Below are 14960 nucleotides of genomic sequence, written 5' to 3'. Positions count from 1 at the left end.
GCGACAACGCCACGGAGGCCCAGCCCATGGCGGACCAGCGCTCGGCAGACCAGCGCTCGCCAGAACCGAGCAAGACCCCGGACGACGCGCGGCCGGACCCCACCGGGGTGCGCCCGCCCGCGCCGGACGTACAGACCACGTCCGGCGTGCCCAAGACGCAGGTCCCGGCGGCCGGGGCGCCCGACGCCACGGCCAAGGCCAGGGCCATGGCCGACGCCATCGCCAGGGCCCGGGCCGACGCCCTCGCGAAGGCCAAGCCCGCGGCGAGCGCCGAGGACACCGTCGTGCTGCGCGTCGAGCCCTCCTCGCCCGAGGACACGGCGGTGCTGACCGTGCCCACGCCGCAGCCACCCAAGGCCGTGCCCACACCACAGCCACCCAAGGCCGCGCCCACACCGCAGCCGCCCAAGGCCGCGCCCACACCGCAGCCGCCCAAGGCCGAGCCCGCGCCGCAGCCGCCCAAGGCCGAGCCGCCCAAGGCCGGTCCCGGCGAGGAGACCCAGGTCATCCTGCCGCGGGCGGCGGACGACACCGTCGTGATCCCGGCGTACCGGGTCGCCCGGCCGGCCGACGTCGCCACCGCCATCATCCCGGTGGTGCCCGGCCGCGGCGACGGCCCGCGGACCGAGGCGGCGCACCCGCCCGACCCCGGCCGCGCGCCCAAGCCCGCCCGCCCCCGCCGCGAGCCCCTCGACCTCGGGCACGCCCCGGCCGTGCTCACCATCTCGGCGCTGGGCGTCCTCATGGTGGCGCTGGCCTACGCCGGCGGCCGGATCGGCACCGGCAACGCGCAGATCGCGTACTGGATCGGCCAGGTCGTGGTCTTCACGCCCGTCGTCGTGCGGCTGCTCAGCCGCCGCATGGCGGGCGTCGCCGAGTCGTTCGTGCTGGTCATGGGCCTGGCCCTGAACCAGTACCTGCTCAAATGGATGTACAGCCCGGATCAGTTCCGGTTCCCCGACGAACTACAGCACTGGCTCGCGACGACGGTCATCCTGGAGTCCGGCGTGCTGTTCCGGCCGAACCCGGCCCTGCCGCCCGCCGAGCACTTCCCCGGCCTCGCCGAGCTGGGCGCGGCCGTCGCGCAGCTGACCGGGCTGCCGGTGACGGCCGCCGGCGTCATCGTCGCCGGCGTCGCGCACCTGGTCTTCGTCGGCCTGCTCTTCGCCGTCGTGCTGCGGGCCAGCAACTCCCCCGCGGTCGCCGGCGTCGCCTGCGCGATCTACGCGACCGCCCTGCACTACCTCTTCTTCAACTCGATGTTCCTGTACCAGACCGCCGCGCTGCCGTTCTTCATGCTGACGGTCTGGGCGGTCCGGCGGTGGCGTACCAGCGGTGGACCGCAGTTCGCCTGGCTCGCCGTGGTGTCGATGGCGCTGACCACGGTCAGCCACCACGTGACGGCGTTCGCGCTGGTGGCTACGCTGCTGCTGCTCGCCGTCGCCGAGCTGACCACCGAGAAGCCGCGGCGCTGGTCGGCGTTGATCATGCCCGCGGCCGCCGCCGCGGTCGTGGCGGCCTGGATCCTGCTCGTCGCCACCGACGTCCTCGGCTACCTGGAGGAGCCGGTCGACCAGGTCACCCGTACCGTGTCGCAGCTCCTGTCCGGCGCGAGCGACCCGGCGTCGACGTCGGCGCCGGTCTCCCTGGGCCAGCTCGCGGTGCAGGGCGCCGGCCTGCTCGGCCTCGCCGTGCTCTACATCGCCGTCACCCGCGACATGGTGCAGCGCCACGACCGGGACTGGTGGCGGTGGGCCGCGGTGGCCGGCGGCCTGATCTTCTTCGCCGGCAACGGCGTGCGGTTCCTGGGGCAGAACGGGCCGGAGATCGCCGGCCGGCTCTCCACGTTCACCTACATCCCGATCTCCATCCTGGCCGCGATCGGCCTGGTCCGGGGCGTGCAGCTGATCCCGGCCCGGGACGCCGAGGGGCACCGGTGGCGCGCCGCCGCCCCGGCCATCGACGTGGTCATGCCGGGCGGCTGGAACCTCTACAGCCGGGTCGCGGCCGGGGCCGCGATGATCACGTTGCTGATGATCGGCGCGCGGGCCGGCGGCTGGCCGCCGCTCGCCTCGCTGCTGCCGGGGCCGTACCTGGCCGGCGGCTACGAGCGCTCGGTCGACGCGCCCGGGCTGGAGGCCGCCGAGTGGCAGCGCCGTGTCCTGGGCCCCGGCAACCGCGTCGGCGGCGACGCGACCTCGGTCTCCCTCGCCTCGACCTACGGCCGCCAGGACCCGGTCCGCGAGGTCGGCCCGCTGTACTACGCCGATTCCTGGGGACTCGAGCAGGAGGACCTGGTGACGGAGCTGCACCTCCAGTACCTGGTGGTGGACCGGCGGCTGGGCACCCAGTTGCCGGAGAGCGGCGCCTACTTCGAGATGGATCCGCGCTCCGGGCAGATCACCTCGCCGCTGACCGACACCCAGCTCGGCAAGTTCGACACGCTCACCGACGTCGACCGGATGTACGACAACGGCACGGTGCGCGTCTACCGGCTGGGTGAGCGGTGAACGCCCTGCTGGGCCGCGTGGTCGCGGCGCTGACCGTCGCCTCGGTCGCCGCGGTCCTGCTGGGCCCGGAGGTGGCGGCGATCGCCGGCGGCCTGCTGCTCGCCTTCGTGCTGCCCGGCCTGGCGCTGCTCGGCGCGGTCTTCTCCCGGCGTGACCTGACCGCGGTCGAGCGCATCGTGCTCACCCCCGCGCTGAGCATGGGCGTGCTGATCCTCGCCGGCCTGGCCATCCACGTCGTGGGCCTGCGGATCGACCGGGCCTCCTGGGCGGTCGCCACGGGCGGGGTCACCCTCGTCGCGCTCGCCGTCGCGTGGCTCGCACCGCGCCGGGCACCGGAGCCACCGGCCGTACCGGCCGCACCAGCCGCGCCTGCCGCACCGGCCCGCGCGGGCGCCGGCGGCGCGGCCGCGCGAGCGCCGCACGGCCTCGGGCAGGACGCCACCGTGGTGATATCGATCGCCGAGGTCGAGGAGGCCCTCGACGCGGCGGAGCAGGAGAAGGCGGGGCGCCGCCGCCTGGTCCGGCAGTTGCTGCCGCTGGCGCTGGTGGTGCTGGTGCTCGGCGGGGCCGGCTGGCTGTCGTTCGAGACCTCGCGCACGACGCACGACACCACCGTCACCGCGCTGTGGGCCGGGCCGTCGGGTCCGGTCGATCGGGCGGGCAACCGCACCGTGCAGGTCTCGGCGAAGGGCCTGCTCCCCGAGGACGAGCCGTACACGCTCCGGGTGCTCAGCGCACCGGGAAAGGTGGTCCTGACCCGCACCCTCGCGGTGGCCGCCGACGGAACCTGGACCGAGGCGCTGCGCCTGCCGGGCGCGCAGCGGATGACCGTCAACCTCTACCGGGTCGCAGACGACACCGCCTATCGAACGCTCTATCTCAGCGCCGTAGACTGAGCAGGACACGCGACTGGCGGCATCGAGGATGGGGACCACCATCGGGGAGCTCGCCGTGGGGGCCGTCCGCCTGGGTGCCCACGCCGGAGTAGGCGCACATGTCCGTACCCCATGAAGCAAGACTGCTGCCCGGCAAGCCGGTGGCCGACGCGGTGCTGGCCGACGTCGCGCAGCGCGCGGCGAAGCTGCGCGAGGGCGGCGTCGTGCCGTCACTGGCGACCATCCTGGTCGGCGACGACGACGCGAGCGCCGGCTACATCCGGATCAAGCAGCGCCAGGCCGCCGAGCTGGGCTTCGTCTCGCCGCACGAGCACCTCGGCGCTTCCGCGACGCAGGACGACCTGCACCGGGCGATCGACCGGCTGAACGCGGACCCGTCCGTGCACGGGCTGCTGATCCAGTACCCGCCGCCGGCGCACATCGACTATGACGCGGCGCTGCTCACCGTCGACCCGGACAAGGACGTCGACGGCATGCACCCGCTCAACCTGGGCCGGCTCTCGGTCGGGCTGCCGGGGCCGCGGCCGTGCACGCCGGCCGGCATCGAGGCGCTGCTCGCGCACCACGACATCCCGGTCGCGGGCCGCGAGGTGGTCATCCTCGGCCGCGGCGCGACCATCGGCCGCCCGCTCGCCATGCTGCTGTCGCAGAAGCGGCCGACCGCGAACGCGGCCGTCACGGTCGTGCACACCGGCGTGCCGGACTGGCAGCGGTACGCCCGGCGTGCCGAGATCCTGATCGCCGCGGTCGGCGTGCCGGGGATCATCCAGCCGGAGCACGTGCGGCCGGGCGCCACGGTGATCGGCGCCGGCGTGCGCTACGAGGGCCGGCGGCTGCTGCCCGACGTGGCCGAGGAGGTCTCGGCGGTGGCCGGGGCGATCACGCCGCGGGTCGGCGGCGTCGGCCCGACGACGGTGGCGATGCTGTTCCGCAACGCGATCGAGGCGGCGGAGAAGGCTAGCCGCTGAAGCGGACGCTCTTCGCCATGGCGGTGAAGGCCGCGAGGGAGTCGGCGTCCGTGTCGATGCGCCACTTCTCCTTGTACCCGGGGTGGGTGTCGGTGTCGAACCAGACGACGCCGCCCACCGCCGGGTGTGCCTCGACCCACCGTGCGAAGAGCGTGATCCAGTCGGCCTTGGTCCGGCCGCCGCGGTCCACCGAGCCGACCTCGGTGATCATCAGCGGCTTCCGCGCCGAGAAGGACCGGTAGATCGGACCGAAGAGGGTGTCGGGCGTCTCGCGGTGCAGGTTGTACCCCGAGATGCCGACCCAGTCGACGTAGCGGTCGCCGGGGTAGAGCGCCTCGGGCGTGTTCCACTCCTCGACCGGGGCGGAGTTCCAGTTCGGGCTCCACACCCACGAGACGTTCGTCGCCTTCTCCTCGGCGAAGATGCCGTGGATCCGCCGCCAGCACTCGATGTACCCGGCCGGGTCCTTGCCGTTGCGGGCCGCGCCCCACGGGTACCAGTCGCCGTTCATCTCCCAGCCCCAGCGCAGCAGCACCGGCCGGCCGTGCCGCTTGAGCTGCCGGGCGGCCCGGGCGATCCGGTCGTCGCTGCGGCCGGAGGCGATGTCGGTGAACGCGCTGCCGCGCCAGGAGACCAGCGGCGTCGCGCCCGCGGGCAGGCCGTCGATCCGGGCGGGCAGCGTGTCGGTCCAGTCGTAGAAGACGTGCACGATGCGCTGGTCGCGCCCGGTCTGCCGGCGGCGAAGGGCCACGCTCTCGGCGAACGACCTGCCCTCCAGGTCGAGGTACGAGCCGAGGATGGTCCGGCCGGGCCGGAACGGCACCGTGCCGCCGCCCTTGGTGACCACCTGCGGAGCCGTCGCGCTCGGCCGCGGCGCGCCGGACGCGGCGGCCGGGCCGGGCGGGGTTGCGGTCGCGGCGGGCCCGTGGTCGGCGCGGATCCGGTGCACGGCGAGGCCCGTCAGCGGGACGGCGGCGAGACCGGCGAGGCCGAGCACGTGGCGGCGGGTCAGCTTGCGGGATGCCCGGTGTGCCGACATCACGTGAGGTTCCGGCCGGCGGCGCGGGCGACCTTGCGCACCACACGCCAGCCGGGCTGCGCGAGCCGCTTGAGCCGCGGCACCAGCGGGGACCCGCCCCCGGCGACCAGGTTCACCAGGTCGGCGCCGGTCATGGTGGGCGTCGGCTGTAGCCGGGGTACGGCGAAGCGCCGCTCGCCCGGTGTGTGCAGCCGCCGGCCGACCTCGGTGGCGTTGTCGTGCCCCGCCTCCAGCACCGCGTCGCGGACCCGGGCGCCGTTGTATCCGTGCGGGTAGGCGAAGCCGCGTACCCGGCGCCCCAGGCGCTGCTCCAGCTCCTCCTTGCTGCGCACGATCTCCTCGCGCAGCTGGGCGGGGGGCAGCACGTCGAGCGGGTGGTGCAGCAGGCTGTGGTTGCCGATCTCGATGCCGGCGTCGGCGACCTCGGCCAGCTCGTCCCAGCTCAGCAGGGTGCCGAAGTCGGGCGCCCAGCGGCCGAGCCAGCCGGCCTGGCCGCCCAGGTGCCCGACGGAGGCGTACAGGGTGGCGCCGGCGCCGGCCTCGGCGAGGACGGGCACACCCTCGGTGAGGAAGTCGCGGTAACCGTCGTCGAAGGTGACCGCGAGGAGTCTGTCGGTGCTGCCCTGTGCGAGCAGGTCGAGCGCGTCGGTGAGCCCGACGAGCCGGTAGCCGGCGGCGGTGAGCGCGCCGAGCTGCTCGGCGAGGCGCTCGCGGGGCACGGCGAGATCACTCAACGGGCCGCCGACCGCGGACACGGAGTGATACATGAGCGCCGGCATGGACTCCCATGCCGGCGTTGCCGCGACGGTCACCGCTCGTTCCTCCCACACGCCTGCCGGTTATGACCACTATCGGTCGGTGCCCCGGCAAGCTTCGGACACCCTACGGTGCACTTTCCGCAGCGTCCACCACTGCTCAGCCCTTGTTTCAGAGATATCGGTGTCGGTCACTGGCCCCGGTTCCGTCGGGGCTCCGGAATCCCGGCGACCTCTGCCGAAAGTCGTAGCCGTCGATCCGGCTGCGGACGGAAGCGCGCGCACCCCGGTTGACGGAAGGGTGAGGGCCATGAAACCGGACCGTGCGCGCCGCCTCGCCGAGGCCGCCTGTGAGGCCGGGCTCGTGCTCGGCCTGGTCGCGCTGCCCACCGCCTGGCGAGCCCTCGACGGCGGCCTCGTCGCCGTGCTGGCGGGGATGCTGCTGGCACTCACCGCAGCGACGTATGCACTACACGCGGTAACGTTTGACTGTTTCCTCTTGACGGGACAGCGGGCCCGACGGAATCTTGGATTAACCCAGCGTAAGGACTGAACCGAGGGACTTCCTGGCGCGTATCCCGAGATGCACCGTCGTCACCGAACCCCACGGGAGTGAACAGGATGTTCCGGCTCATCCAGCTCCAGGCCCAGCACGGCGTACCCCGCATCGGGGTCGACGCGGACGGCTACGGCAGTGAGCGGGCCGCCCTGGCCCGCTACCGGGAGACACCGTCGGAATTCTTCGGCATCGGCCGCTTCGACCCGACCGGGCGGCTGTCCGAGATCATCATGGACACCGTCTGCGGCCCGGCCGGCGGCGAGTGCCCCCAGCCGGCGGTCGTGGTGCACGCCGAGACGTTCCAGCGGCTCTGCGACAACTGCTCGTTCGGCCTCGACGCGCTGACCCTGCCGGAGCTGGCCCTGCGCCTCGGCGTCGTGGTCCGGATGGCGCCGGTGCTGGCCCGCTCGGGGCGGCACGCCGCGCCCGAGGAGGGCTGCTCGGCCAGCAACCGGATCGCCCGCGAGTTCGCCTCGCACGTCGAGGACCCGGGCTGGCGCACGGAGCTCTGCGCGGAGCTGGCCCGGACGCCCGGCGCGGTCACCGGGCTGCTGATCGGCGTCGGCGCGCTCAGCCACCGCGACGTGCTCGACCTCTATCCGGCGCTGTGCGCGCTCGGCACGCAGCTGCCCGCCGGCGTCCACGCCGACCTGCTGCGGGCCACCACCCGGCCGCAGTCCCCGGCGGGCGTCACCGGCCTGCGGCTCGGCCTGTGAGGCCGTAGCGCCGTCCTGGCGGCCGCTGAGCGCGCGGGCGTGGCAGACTTTCCGCTGTGACCGTGGGTGAAACCGTCGAGGCCGAGACCGCGCCGCGTCGCCGGCGCGGGTCCGCGCTGCGATTCGGCCTGATCGTCTCCGCCGTCCTGCTCCTGCTCTTCGGCGTGCCCTGGTGGACGCTGCTGTGGTCCGGCAACCGGTGGCCCGGCGCGGTGTTCGCCGCGGGCACCGTGCTGGTCGCCGCCACCGCGGCCGCGTTCCCGGTCCTGATGTTCCGGGGCCACGGCCGCCACCACGACGGCTCCGCCCGCGTCGCCGACACGCTGCTCGGCGTCGTCTGGGTCCTGTTCGTGTGGTCCATCCTCGGCGGCGTGCTGCGGCTCGCGCTCGCCCTCGCGGGCGTCGGCGACCCGGTCCGCTCACGGATCGTGACGGCGGCGGTCGCCCTGATCTCGATCGTCCTGCTCCTCTGGGGGTACGCCGAGGCGATGCGGGTGTCCCGCGTCCGCCGCGTCGACGTGGTCGTACCCCGGCTCGGCCCGGGCCTGGACGGGCTCCGGGTGGTGCTGCTGACCGACACGCACTACGGGCCGATCGACCGGGCCCGCTGGTCACGCGGCGTCGTGGACGTCGTCAACTCGCTGCAACCGGACGTCGTCGCGCACACCGGCGACATCGCCGACGGCGAGGTGGCCCAGCGCCTCGAACAGGCCGCCCCGCTCGGCGACGTGCGGGCCGGGCTGGCCCGGGTCTACGTGACCGGCAACCACGAGTACTTCAGCGGGGCGCAGCGCTGGGTCGAGCACATGGCGTCGCTGGGCTGGGAGGCCCTGCACAACCGGCACCTGGTGATCTCCCGCGACGGCAGCAGCCTGATCCTCACCGGGGTGGACGACCGCACGGCCGCGGGCTCGGGGCTGCCGGGCCACCACATGGACCACGAGGCGGCGCTGGCCGGCGCCGACCCGGACCTGCCGGTGCTGCTGCTGGCGCACCAGCCGCAGCAGGTGACCGGCGCGGTCGAGCACGGCGTCGACCTGCAGATCTCCGGGCACACACACGGCGGCCAGATGTGGCCGTTCCACTACCTGGTTCGCCTGGACCAGCCGGTGCTCCAGGGCCTGAGCCGGCACGGCGAGCGCACCCAGCTCTACACGTCGCGGGGCACCGGCTTCTGGGGCCCGCCGTTCCGCATCTTCGCGCCGAGCGAGATCACCCTGATCACGCTGCGCTGCCGCTGAGGCCGGGCGGCGGGCGCCGTCAGCTCAGCCGCTCGGACAGGCGCACGGTGACGGTCGCGCCGGCCTCCTTGCCGATCCGGCGGCGCAGGTCGGCCTTGACCGGTAGCTTGTGACGGCCGTCGCCCAGGGCCATGAACGAGCTGCGGAACGGCTCGCCGTCCACGGTGCCGCGCACCTTGACCAGCCCGCGGGTGCCGAAGAACTCCGCCGAGCCCGGCATGATCACGTACGTCCAGCCGCCCTCGGCGGCGCTCTTCTCCAGCACGGCCGTGAACTCGGTGTCGAGCGGTCCGGCGACCATGGCGTTCCCCCCAGCTTCCGGCGACCAGGCAATCGGACCACGGCGACCGCCGCGACCGCGAGCGAAACGCGTGAGGTGCGCCACCGCCGGGCGCGGCGCGGCCCGCGGTGACGCACGCGATACCCCTCGGACACATAAATGGTTTGAGCAGCCGTGCCGCAAACCGCAGGATGGGTTCACCGCCTTCCCTATCCGTGAGGACCCCAATGCGCCTGCTCCGCGACTTATGGGCCACTTCGCCCCGTCGCACCGCCCTGGTCGTCGTCCTCATCGCCATGGGTGCGGCGGGTCAGGCGGCTGCCCTGGGCCTGGCCGGCGCGGTCCTCGTCGACGAGTCGGTGCCGCTCTTCGCCCTGCTCGCCGCCGCCCTGGTGGTCGCGGTCCTCAGCGACCTCGTGGTCGGCCTGGTCGCGGCCGGGCTGACCGCCGACTGGGCCGCGTCCGTGCGCCGCGGCCTGTGCCGGGTCGCCTTCGGCCAGGACCTGCCGACGCTCGAGAACACCCCGGTCGGCGAGCTGCTCGACCGCATCGACGGCGACGTCTACCAGGTCGGCTCCGAGCTGCGCGGCAGCGGCGTGCGGCTGGCGCAGTCCCTCGCCCTCGCGGCGTTCTCGGTCGTGACCGCGTTCTTCGCCTGGTGGCCGGCCGGCATCGCCATGGTGCTGGTGTCGATCCTGCTGGTCCTGGTGCTGAACAAGCCGACCCGGCGGCTCTCCCCGCTGCGCATCCACGAGGAGGAGGCCTGGTCCGACCTGGCCGCCGTGATGGAGGAGTCCATACACGGCCAGGACGACGTGCGCACCAGCCTCGCCGCACCGTACGTGCGCCGGCTCTACGCCCGTCGCGCCCGCGAGGTGCTGGTCCGCGGCCGCAAGGTCTGGACCGCGTCGTCGCGGATCACCATGAGCGCCGGCGCGGTCACCCGGACCCTCATCGCCGCGCTCGTGATCGTCGGCGCCTGGGCCCTGATCGGCGGGCACATCGACGGCGCCCGGCTGACCGCGGTCTGGCTGCTGGCGCTCGGCTTCGGCGGCACGCTGGAGCAGGTCACGCGCATGGTGCCGGAGCTGCAGAACGCGCTCGGCGCCTGGAGCCGGGTGCAGTCGCTGCGCGGCGTGCGGCAGGAGCCGACCACCGGGCTGCCGCCGGTCGACGGCGACCTGGAGGTGCGCGGCCTGACGTTCCGCTACGGCGAGTCGGACTCCGGGCGCCCGCCGGCACTGCGCGACGTGAACCTGTCGTTCACCCGCGGCCGCTCGTACGCGCTGATCGGCCGCACCGGCTCCGGCAAGTCGACCCTCGCCAAGGTGCTGACCCGGGCCGTCGACGTGCCGCGCGGCACGGTGTTCCTCGGCGGCGCCGACATCGACGACCTCGACGTCGAGGCGCTGCGCCGGTGGACCGCGATCGTGCCGCAGCGCACCGAGATCCTGGCCGGCACCCTGGCGGAGAACATCGCGCTCTTCGACCCGGAACTGCTGCCGCAGGCGTCCCGCGCGCTGGACGAGCTGGGCCTGACCGCCTGGGTGAGCAGCCTGCCCGACGGCGTGGACACCAAGCTCGGCGAGGGCGGCTACGTCCTCTCCGCCGGGCAGGAGCAGCTCGTCGCGTTCGCCCGGATCCTGGTCCGCGACCCGCACGTGGTGATCCTCGACGAGGCCACCGCGCGGATGGACCCGGTCACCGAGGCCTGGGTGCAGCGCGCCACCGACCGGCTGCTCGAGGGCCGGATCGGCGTCATCGTCGCGCACCGGCTCTCGTCGGTCCGGCGCTGCGACGAGGTGGTCGTGCTCGCCGACGGCGAGGTGCTGGAGGCCGGCCCGCTGCCCGAGTCGCGGCGCTTCGCCGAGCTGCTCGCCAGCTCCAGCGTCGCCGCGCCGGTGCGCCCGGCCGGCGGGGTGGCGCTGCTGGAACGCGAGCCGGAGGCGCCGGTCGAGACGGAGCTGGGCAACACGCTCCCGATGGCCGAACCGCCGCCGCTGCCCGAACCGCCGCGGGCACACACCATGCGCGAGATCGCCAGGCTGACCGTCAACGACCCGCGGTACGGGCTCGGCGCGATCGCGATCTTCATCGTGCTGGTGGTGCTCGGCCTGGACGGCGCGGTCCTGCCGCTGCTCTGGTCGGACGTCGTCGACGGCGTCGGTGACCCGATGCCGCCGGCGATCGCCATCGCCGCCTGCCTGGTCGTCGCGATCCCGACGCTCTACTACACCGGCGCCTGGTTCCCCGAGTGGTGGGTCCGGCAGATGCTGCGGATCAGCATGCGGCTGGTGCACGGCCAGACCGGCCCGCGCCGGATCAGCAAGTACACCCCGGCGGAGGTGGTGGCGCAGGGCGGCGACACCGAACGGGTCGTCATGCTCGCCGACAACCTCATCGACTCCGGGATCGGCCTGATCGTGATCCTGACGATGACGCTGGCCTCACGCTCGTACGTGCCGGCCGCGTTCTTCCTCGGCACGATGGTGGTCTCCGGGCTGGCGGCGACGCTGTTCGGCCCGCGGCTGGAGCGGGCGGCCCGGCGCACCGTCGCGGCCCGGGCGTCGTTCGCGACCGCCCTGGTCTCGTCGCTGTCGGCGGCGCGCACGGTGAAGCTGGCCGGCGCGACAAGGCCGGTGCTGGAGCACCTGGCCGGGCTGGACACGGCCCGCAGCGACCGGCAGCGCCGGGAGATCTCCATCCAGGTGTGGGCCCGGTCCACGCCGTCGATCGTCAGCGGCCTGCTGCCGATCGCGGCCTGGGCGATGTACCTGACCGGCAACCTGTCGGCGGCGGCGACGCTGATCGCCGTGGCGACGCTTGGCTCGGCCCGGTGGATCGCCTGGACGACGGCGTCGCTGGTCTCGCACTTCCCGTCGGCGCGGGTCTGGACCCGGCGCACGGTGGCCATGGCGGGCGTCTCGGCGTACTCGTCGTCGGTGCCGGGCGTGGACATCGCGGCCGGCACCGCGCAGGCACCGCCGGTGGCGCCGCGGAACCCGCTGCGGACGCTGACGCTCTCGGGCTTCAGCGCGGTGCACGAGAACGGCACGGTCGGCGCCCAGGACATCGACCTGGTCGTCGAGCGCGGCGAGCTGGTGCTGGTGGTCGGCCCGGTCGGCTCCGGCAAGTCGTCGCTGCTGCGGGCCCTGGCGGGAATCGTGCACCACACCGGCGCGCTGCGCTGGAACGGCCGGCCGGTCGACGAGCCGGAGCTGTTCCTGCGACCGAACCAGGTCGGCTACGTGGCGCAGCTGCCGCGGGTGCTGTCCGGCACGGTCGCGGACAACATCCGGCTCGGCCACGAGGTCGACGCGGCGGACGCGGTGACGACGGCGCAGCTGGAGCACGACCTGGCGGCCACCGGCGGCGGGCTGCAACTGCTGATCGGGCACAAGGGCACCCGGCTCTCCGGCGGCCAGCTACAGCGGCTGGCCCTGGCCCGGGCCCTGGCGCCGCGCACGGAGCTGCTGGTCGCCGACGACGTGTCCTCGGCGCTGGACGTCACGACCGAGCTGGAGCTGTGGCGTGCGCTGCGCGAGCACGGCGTCACCGTCGTCGGCTCCACGTCGAAGCGGGCGGCGCTGTCCCGCGCCGACCGGGTGGTCGTCCTGATCGGCGGCCGCTCGGTGGCGCAGGGCACGTGGCTCGAGCTCGAGGACCGGTACGGCCACCTGGCCGGCTAGCACCGGGGCCGGGCCTCCCACGATCAGTGGGAGGCTTCGGCCTCGAGCTGCCTGACGACGCTGGTGACGGTGCCGGCCGGGATGGCGAAGCCGAGGCCGATGCTGCCGGAGTCCTCGCTCGGCGTGGCGATGGCCACGTTGATGCCGATGACGTTGCCGGCGGTGTCGACGAGCGCGCCGCCGGAGTTTCCGTGGTTGATGGCGGCGTCGGTCTGCAGCAGGCCGGTCAGCTTCTCGCCGTCGGTGCCGACCTCCCGGTCGAGCGCGGACACGATGCCGGAGGTGACGGTCCCCTCGAGGCCGAGCGGGGCACCGAACGCGAGCACGGTGTCGCCGACGGCGACGCTGTCGTCCGTACCGAAGGTCGCCGGCGTGAGGCTCCCCGCGCCGGACGCCCGGACCAGCGCCAGGTCGTGGGTGGGGTCGGTGGCCAGGACCTCGGCGGGCACCGTGCGGCCGTCGGCGAGCTGCACGCTCGCGGTGCCGCCGGACGCGACCACGTGGTTGTTGGTGACGATGAGGCCGTCCTCGGTGATCACGACGCCGGAGCCCAGCCCCGTACCGCCGGAGCTCTGCATCAGCACCGTGACGATGCTCGGCGACACCTTGGCGGCGACCGCCGCCAGGTCGTTGTTCGCGGCGACCGCCGGGGTGCCGGTCGCCGTCGTCCGTGTCGCGGCGGCCGGCGTTCCGGTGGCGTAGTGCTCGGCGACCACGCCGCCGGCGATGCCGCCGCCGGCGATCAGGGCGAGGACGACCGCGCCGCCCGCCACCCGCCTCGGCCAGCGCCGCCCGCCACCGCGGTGGCTGATGACGTTCGGGGGCAGCGGGGGGAACGGCGGCGCGGCGGCGGTGTGGTCCTGGGTGTACGCGGGGGGCCTGGTCAGCAGATCGGTCATGCCACAACTGTCGCCCGCCGAATTGTCACCTACCCGAGAGCCCTCTGTGAGTTCGCTGTACGACGTACTCGCGGAAGCGGTCGGCGGCCCGGCCGGAGACGGCGCCGCCGTGGCCGAAGACGGCGTGCTCGAACTCCAGGTCGGCCAGGCGCGCGACGCTCTTCTCCTGCTGTGCGAGGTCGACCGAGACCATCTTGGGCGAGCCGCCGATCCGGCCGTCGCGCCCGCCCCGCGCGGCGTCGCCGGCGAAGAGCACGCCGCCGGCCCGCTCCAGCAGGAAGGAGAGGTGCCCGGCGGTGTGCCCGGGTGTGTGCAGGGCGGTGAAGCCGGGCAGCGGCGAGGAGCCGTCGACGGTGACGACGTCGTCGACGGGCGCCGGCTCCGGGGTGCCCATCAGGCGGCTGGTCACCTTGACGATCGGGTGCCGGATGACGACCTTTGCCTGTCCCGCGATGACCGGCGCGTCGGCCGCGTGCGCGACCACCCGGGCACCGGAGCGGCGGCGCAGGTCGGCGACGTTGCCGGTGTGGTCGGCGTGATGGTGGGTGAGCAGCACGGTCCGCACGTCGCCGATCTTGCGGCGGATGTCGTGCAACGCCTGATCCACCTTGCGGGACCTGCCGGGCAGCCCGGTGTCGACGAGCACCACCCCGTCGTCGGTGATCACCAGGTGCATGTGCACGTAACCGATGCCGAGCTCGAAAACGCCGTCGACCACTTCACGCATCCGGTGATCCTCCCATCCGGGGTGAAGTGCCCGGCTTTCACCCGCCCGGGGGCCGTTTCCCCCGTCTGTGGGCGAGCCGCCGTTTCGCCGCCCCGCCCCGGCTAGGGTCTGGCCGCATGATGGCGCAGAGATGGGTGGTCGCGGCGGTAATGCTTGTCGCGCTGAGCGGATGCGGCGACGACGACGTCACCAGGCCGGCGACCGTGCCCGCGCCGGCGACCAGCAGCGCGGCGCCGACCCCCTCGGCGCCGGCGGTCGCCGCCGGCCGCACCCGGCCGGTGCCGACCGCGACGGCCGCGCCGCGCACGTCCGGGCCCGCGCCGTCGTCCGGCCGCCGGGCCGCCAAGCCGCGGGCCGTCGCGCTGGAGACCTCGGGATTCGTCGCCGCGGTGCAGAACCGGCTGCCCGCGGTGGCCCTCGACCACCGGGACGAGGAGATCGCCGCGATCGCCGGGCAGGCGTGCACGTCGCTCGCGGCCGGCGAGGGCGCGGGCACCATCGTGGCCGGTACCGAGCGGTTCGGCACCGACGAGGCGACCGCCCACAAACTGATCAAAATGGCGATCGACAACGTCTGCCCGGATCAGGACCGCCGCATCGAGGAGTTCTGATCGCCCGAAATATCTTCTGCCAACTTTCGAAACTTCTTGGAAACTCCGGGGTTCGGTGATCAGACTGTGG

General features: G+C 74.0%; 13 protein-coding genes and 1 riboswitch. Of the genes, 8 read left to right on the top strand and 5 right to left on the bottom strand.

The genetic code is table 11. The features are described 5' to 3' along the window. Nucleotides 1-26 precede the first annotated feature (26 nt). From BJ971_RS42125 to BJ971_RS15420, 3 genes are all read left to right on the top strand, one after another. Nucleotides 27-2510: a hypothetical protein gene (locus tag BJ971_RS42125; protein WP_184993703.1), complete on the top strand. Its 2484-nt coding sequence runs from the start codon at nucleotides 27-29 to the stop codon at nucleotides 2508-2510. Beyond that, nucleotides 2507-3406, top strand: coding sequence for a DUF1616 domain-containing protein (locus tag BJ971_RS15425; RefSeq protein ID WP_184993701.1), 900 nt, complete (start codon nucleotides 2507-2509; stop codon nucleotides 3404-3406). The genes BJ971_RS42125 and BJ971_RS15425 overlap by 4 nt, the downstream gene beginning before the upstream one ends. Continuing rightward, nucleotides 3406-3489: riboswitch (ZMP/ZTP riboswitch) on the top strand. (Overlaps the previous gene by 1 nt.) 15 nt (nucleotides 3490-3504) lie before the next feature. Beyond that, the gene (locus BJ971_RS15420) at nucleotides 3505-4374 is read left to right on the top strand and encodes a bifunctional 5,10-methylenetetrahydrofolate dehydrogenase/5,10-methenyltetrahydrofolate cyclohydrolase (RefSeq protein ID WP_184993700.1); all 870 of its coding nucleotides are present in this window, start codon (nucleotides 3505-3507) and stop codon (nucleotides 4372-4374) included. Here the strand turns inward: BJ971_RS15420 and BJ971_RS15415 are convergent. Together BJ971_RS15415 and BJ971_RS15410 are read right to left on the bottom strand one after the other, a co-directional pair. Further along, nucleotides 4364-5413, bottom strand: a complete 1050-nt coding sequence (locus tag BJ971_RS15415; protein ID WP_184993698.1) for a glycoside hydrolase family 26 protein — start codon at nucleotides 5411-5413, stop codon at nucleotides 4364-4366. The genes BJ971_RS15420 and BJ971_RS15415 overlap by 11 nt on opposite strands. After that, nucleotides 5413-6225, bottom strand: coding sequence for a polysaccharide deacetylase family protein (locus tag BJ971_RS15410; RefSeq protein WP_184993696.1), 813 nt, complete (start codon nucleotides 6223-6225; stop codon nucleotides 5413-5415). The genes BJ971_RS15415 and BJ971_RS15410 overlap by 1 nt, the downstream gene beginning before the upstream one ends. Nucleotides 6226-6478: 253 nt before the next feature. Here BJ971_RS15410 and BJ971_RS15405 point away from each other — a divergent pair, with 253 nt between their 5' ends. The 3 genes from BJ971_RS15405 to BJ971_RS15395 all read left to right on the top strand — a co-directional run bounded on the left by BJ971_RS15405 (nucleotide 6479) and on the right by BJ971_RS15395 (nucleotide 8684). Next, complete coding sequence (locus BJ971_RS15405; RefSeq protein ID WP_184993694.1) at nucleotides 6479-6721, top strand: hypothetical protein; 243 nt, start codon at nucleotides 6479-6481, stop codon at nucleotides 6719-6721. A gap of 68 nt (nucleotides 6722-6789) precedes the next feature. Beyond that, nucleotides 6790-7443, top strand: coding sequence for a hypothetical protein (locus tag BJ971_RS15400; RefSeq protein WP_184993692.1), 654 nt, complete (start codon nucleotides 6790-6792; stop codon nucleotides 7441-7443). A 56-nt stretch (nucleotides 7444-7499) separates the two neighbouring features. Continuing rightward, nucleotides 7500-8684: a metallophosphoesterase gene (locus BJ971_RS15395; RefSeq protein WP_184993690.1), complete on the top strand. Its 1185-nt coding sequence runs from the start codon at nucleotides 7500-7502 to the stop codon at nucleotides 8682-8684. A gap of 19 nt (nucleotides 8685-8703) precedes the next feature. Here the strand turns inward: BJ971_RS15395 and BJ971_RS15390 are convergent, their stop codons facing one another. Continuing rightward, nucleotides 8704-8985: a DUF1905 domain-containing protein gene (locus tag BJ971_RS15390; RefSeq protein ID WP_184993688.1), complete on the bottom strand. Its 282-nt coding sequence runs from the start codon at nucleotides 8983-8985 to the stop codon at nucleotides 8704-8706. A 206-nt stretch (nucleotides 8986-9191) separates the two neighbouring features. Here BJ971_RS15390 and BJ971_RS15385 point away from each other — a divergent pair, with 206 nt between their 5' ends. Continuing rightward, entirely contained in the window at nucleotides 9192-12653 is a 3462-nt protein-coding gene (locus tag BJ971_RS15385; RefSeq protein ID WP_184993686.1) for an ATP-binding cassette domain-containing protein, read from the top strand. 23 nt (nucleotides 12654-12676) lie between these two features. Here the strand turns inward: BJ971_RS15385 and BJ971_RS15380 are convergent, their stop codons facing one another. Then, a complete protein-coding gene (locus tag BJ971_RS15380; protein WP_184993684.1) occupies nucleotides 12677-13552 on the bottom strand; it encodes a S1C family serine protease in 876 nt (291 codons plus the stop codon). 25 nt (nucleotides 13553-13577) lie between these two features. Further along, the gene (locus BJ971_RS15375; protein ID WP_184993682.1) at nucleotides 13578-14279 is read right to left on the bottom strand and encodes an MBL fold metallo-hydrolase; all 702 of its coding nucleotides are present in this window, start codon (nucleotides 14277-14279) and stop codon (nucleotides 13578-13580) included. Nucleotides 14280-14395: 116 nt separating this feature from the next. On the opposite strand from BJ971_RS15375, the gene BJ971_RS15370 reads away from it, so the two are divergent. Continuing rightward, nucleotides 14396-14890: a DUF732 domain-containing protein gene (locus BJ971_RS15370; protein ID WP_184993680.1), complete on the top strand. Its 495-nt coding sequence runs from the start codon at nucleotides 14396-14398 to the stop codon at nucleotides 14888-14890. Nucleotides 14891-14960 lie beyond the last annotated feature (70 nt).

This window comes from Amorphoplanes digitatis (assembly GCF_014205335.1).
GTDB lineage: Bacteria > Actinomycetota > Actinomycetes > Mycobacteriales > Micromonosporaceae > Actinoplanes > Actinoplanes digitatus.
This window is presented reverse-complemented; position numbering and strand designations above follow the sequence as displayed.

Bases quoted from the DNA above. Each gene is read 5' to 3' on its own strand.
- BJ971_RS42125 (WP_184993703.1), top strand. From the start codon at position 27: ATGGCGGACCAGCGCTCGGCAGACCAGCGCTCGCCAGAACCGAGCAAG.
- BJ971_RS15420 (WP_184993700.1), top strand. From the start codon at position 3,505: ATGTCCGTACCCCATGAAGCAAGACTGCTGCCCGGCAAGCCGGTGGCC.
- BJ971_RS15415 (WP_184993698.1), bottom strand. From the start codon at position 5,413: ATGTCGGCACACCGGGCATCCCGCAAGCTGACCCGCCGCCACGTGCTC.
- BJ971_RS15405 (WP_184993694.1), top strand. From the start codon at position 6,479: ATGAAACCGGACCGTGCGCGCCGCCTCGCCGAGGCCGCCTGTGAGGCC.
- BJ971_RS15400 (WP_184993692.1), top strand. From the start codon at position 6,790: ATGTTCCGGCTCATCCAGCTCCAGGCCCAGCACGGCGTACCCCGCATC.
- BJ971_RS15390 (WP_184993688.1), bottom strand. From the start codon at position 8,985: ATGGTCGCCGGACCGCTCGACACCGAGTTCACGGCCGTGCTGGAGAAG.
- BJ971_RS15385 (WP_184993686.1), top strand. From the start codon at position 9,192: ATGCGCCTGCTCCGCGACTTATGGGCCACTTCGCCCCGTCGCACCGCC.
- BJ971_RS15380 (WP_184993684.1), bottom strand. From the start codon at position 13,552: ATGACCGATCTGCTGACCAGGCCCCCCGCGTACACCCAGGACCACACC.
- BJ971_RS15375 (WP_184993682.1), bottom strand. From the start codon at position 14,279: ATGCGTGAAGTGGTCGACGGCGTTTTCGAGCTCGGCATCGGTTACGTG.
- BJ971_RS15370 (WP_184993680.1), top strand. From the start codon at position 14,396: ATGATGGCGCAGAGATGGGTGGTCGCGGCGGTAATGCTTGTCGCGCTG.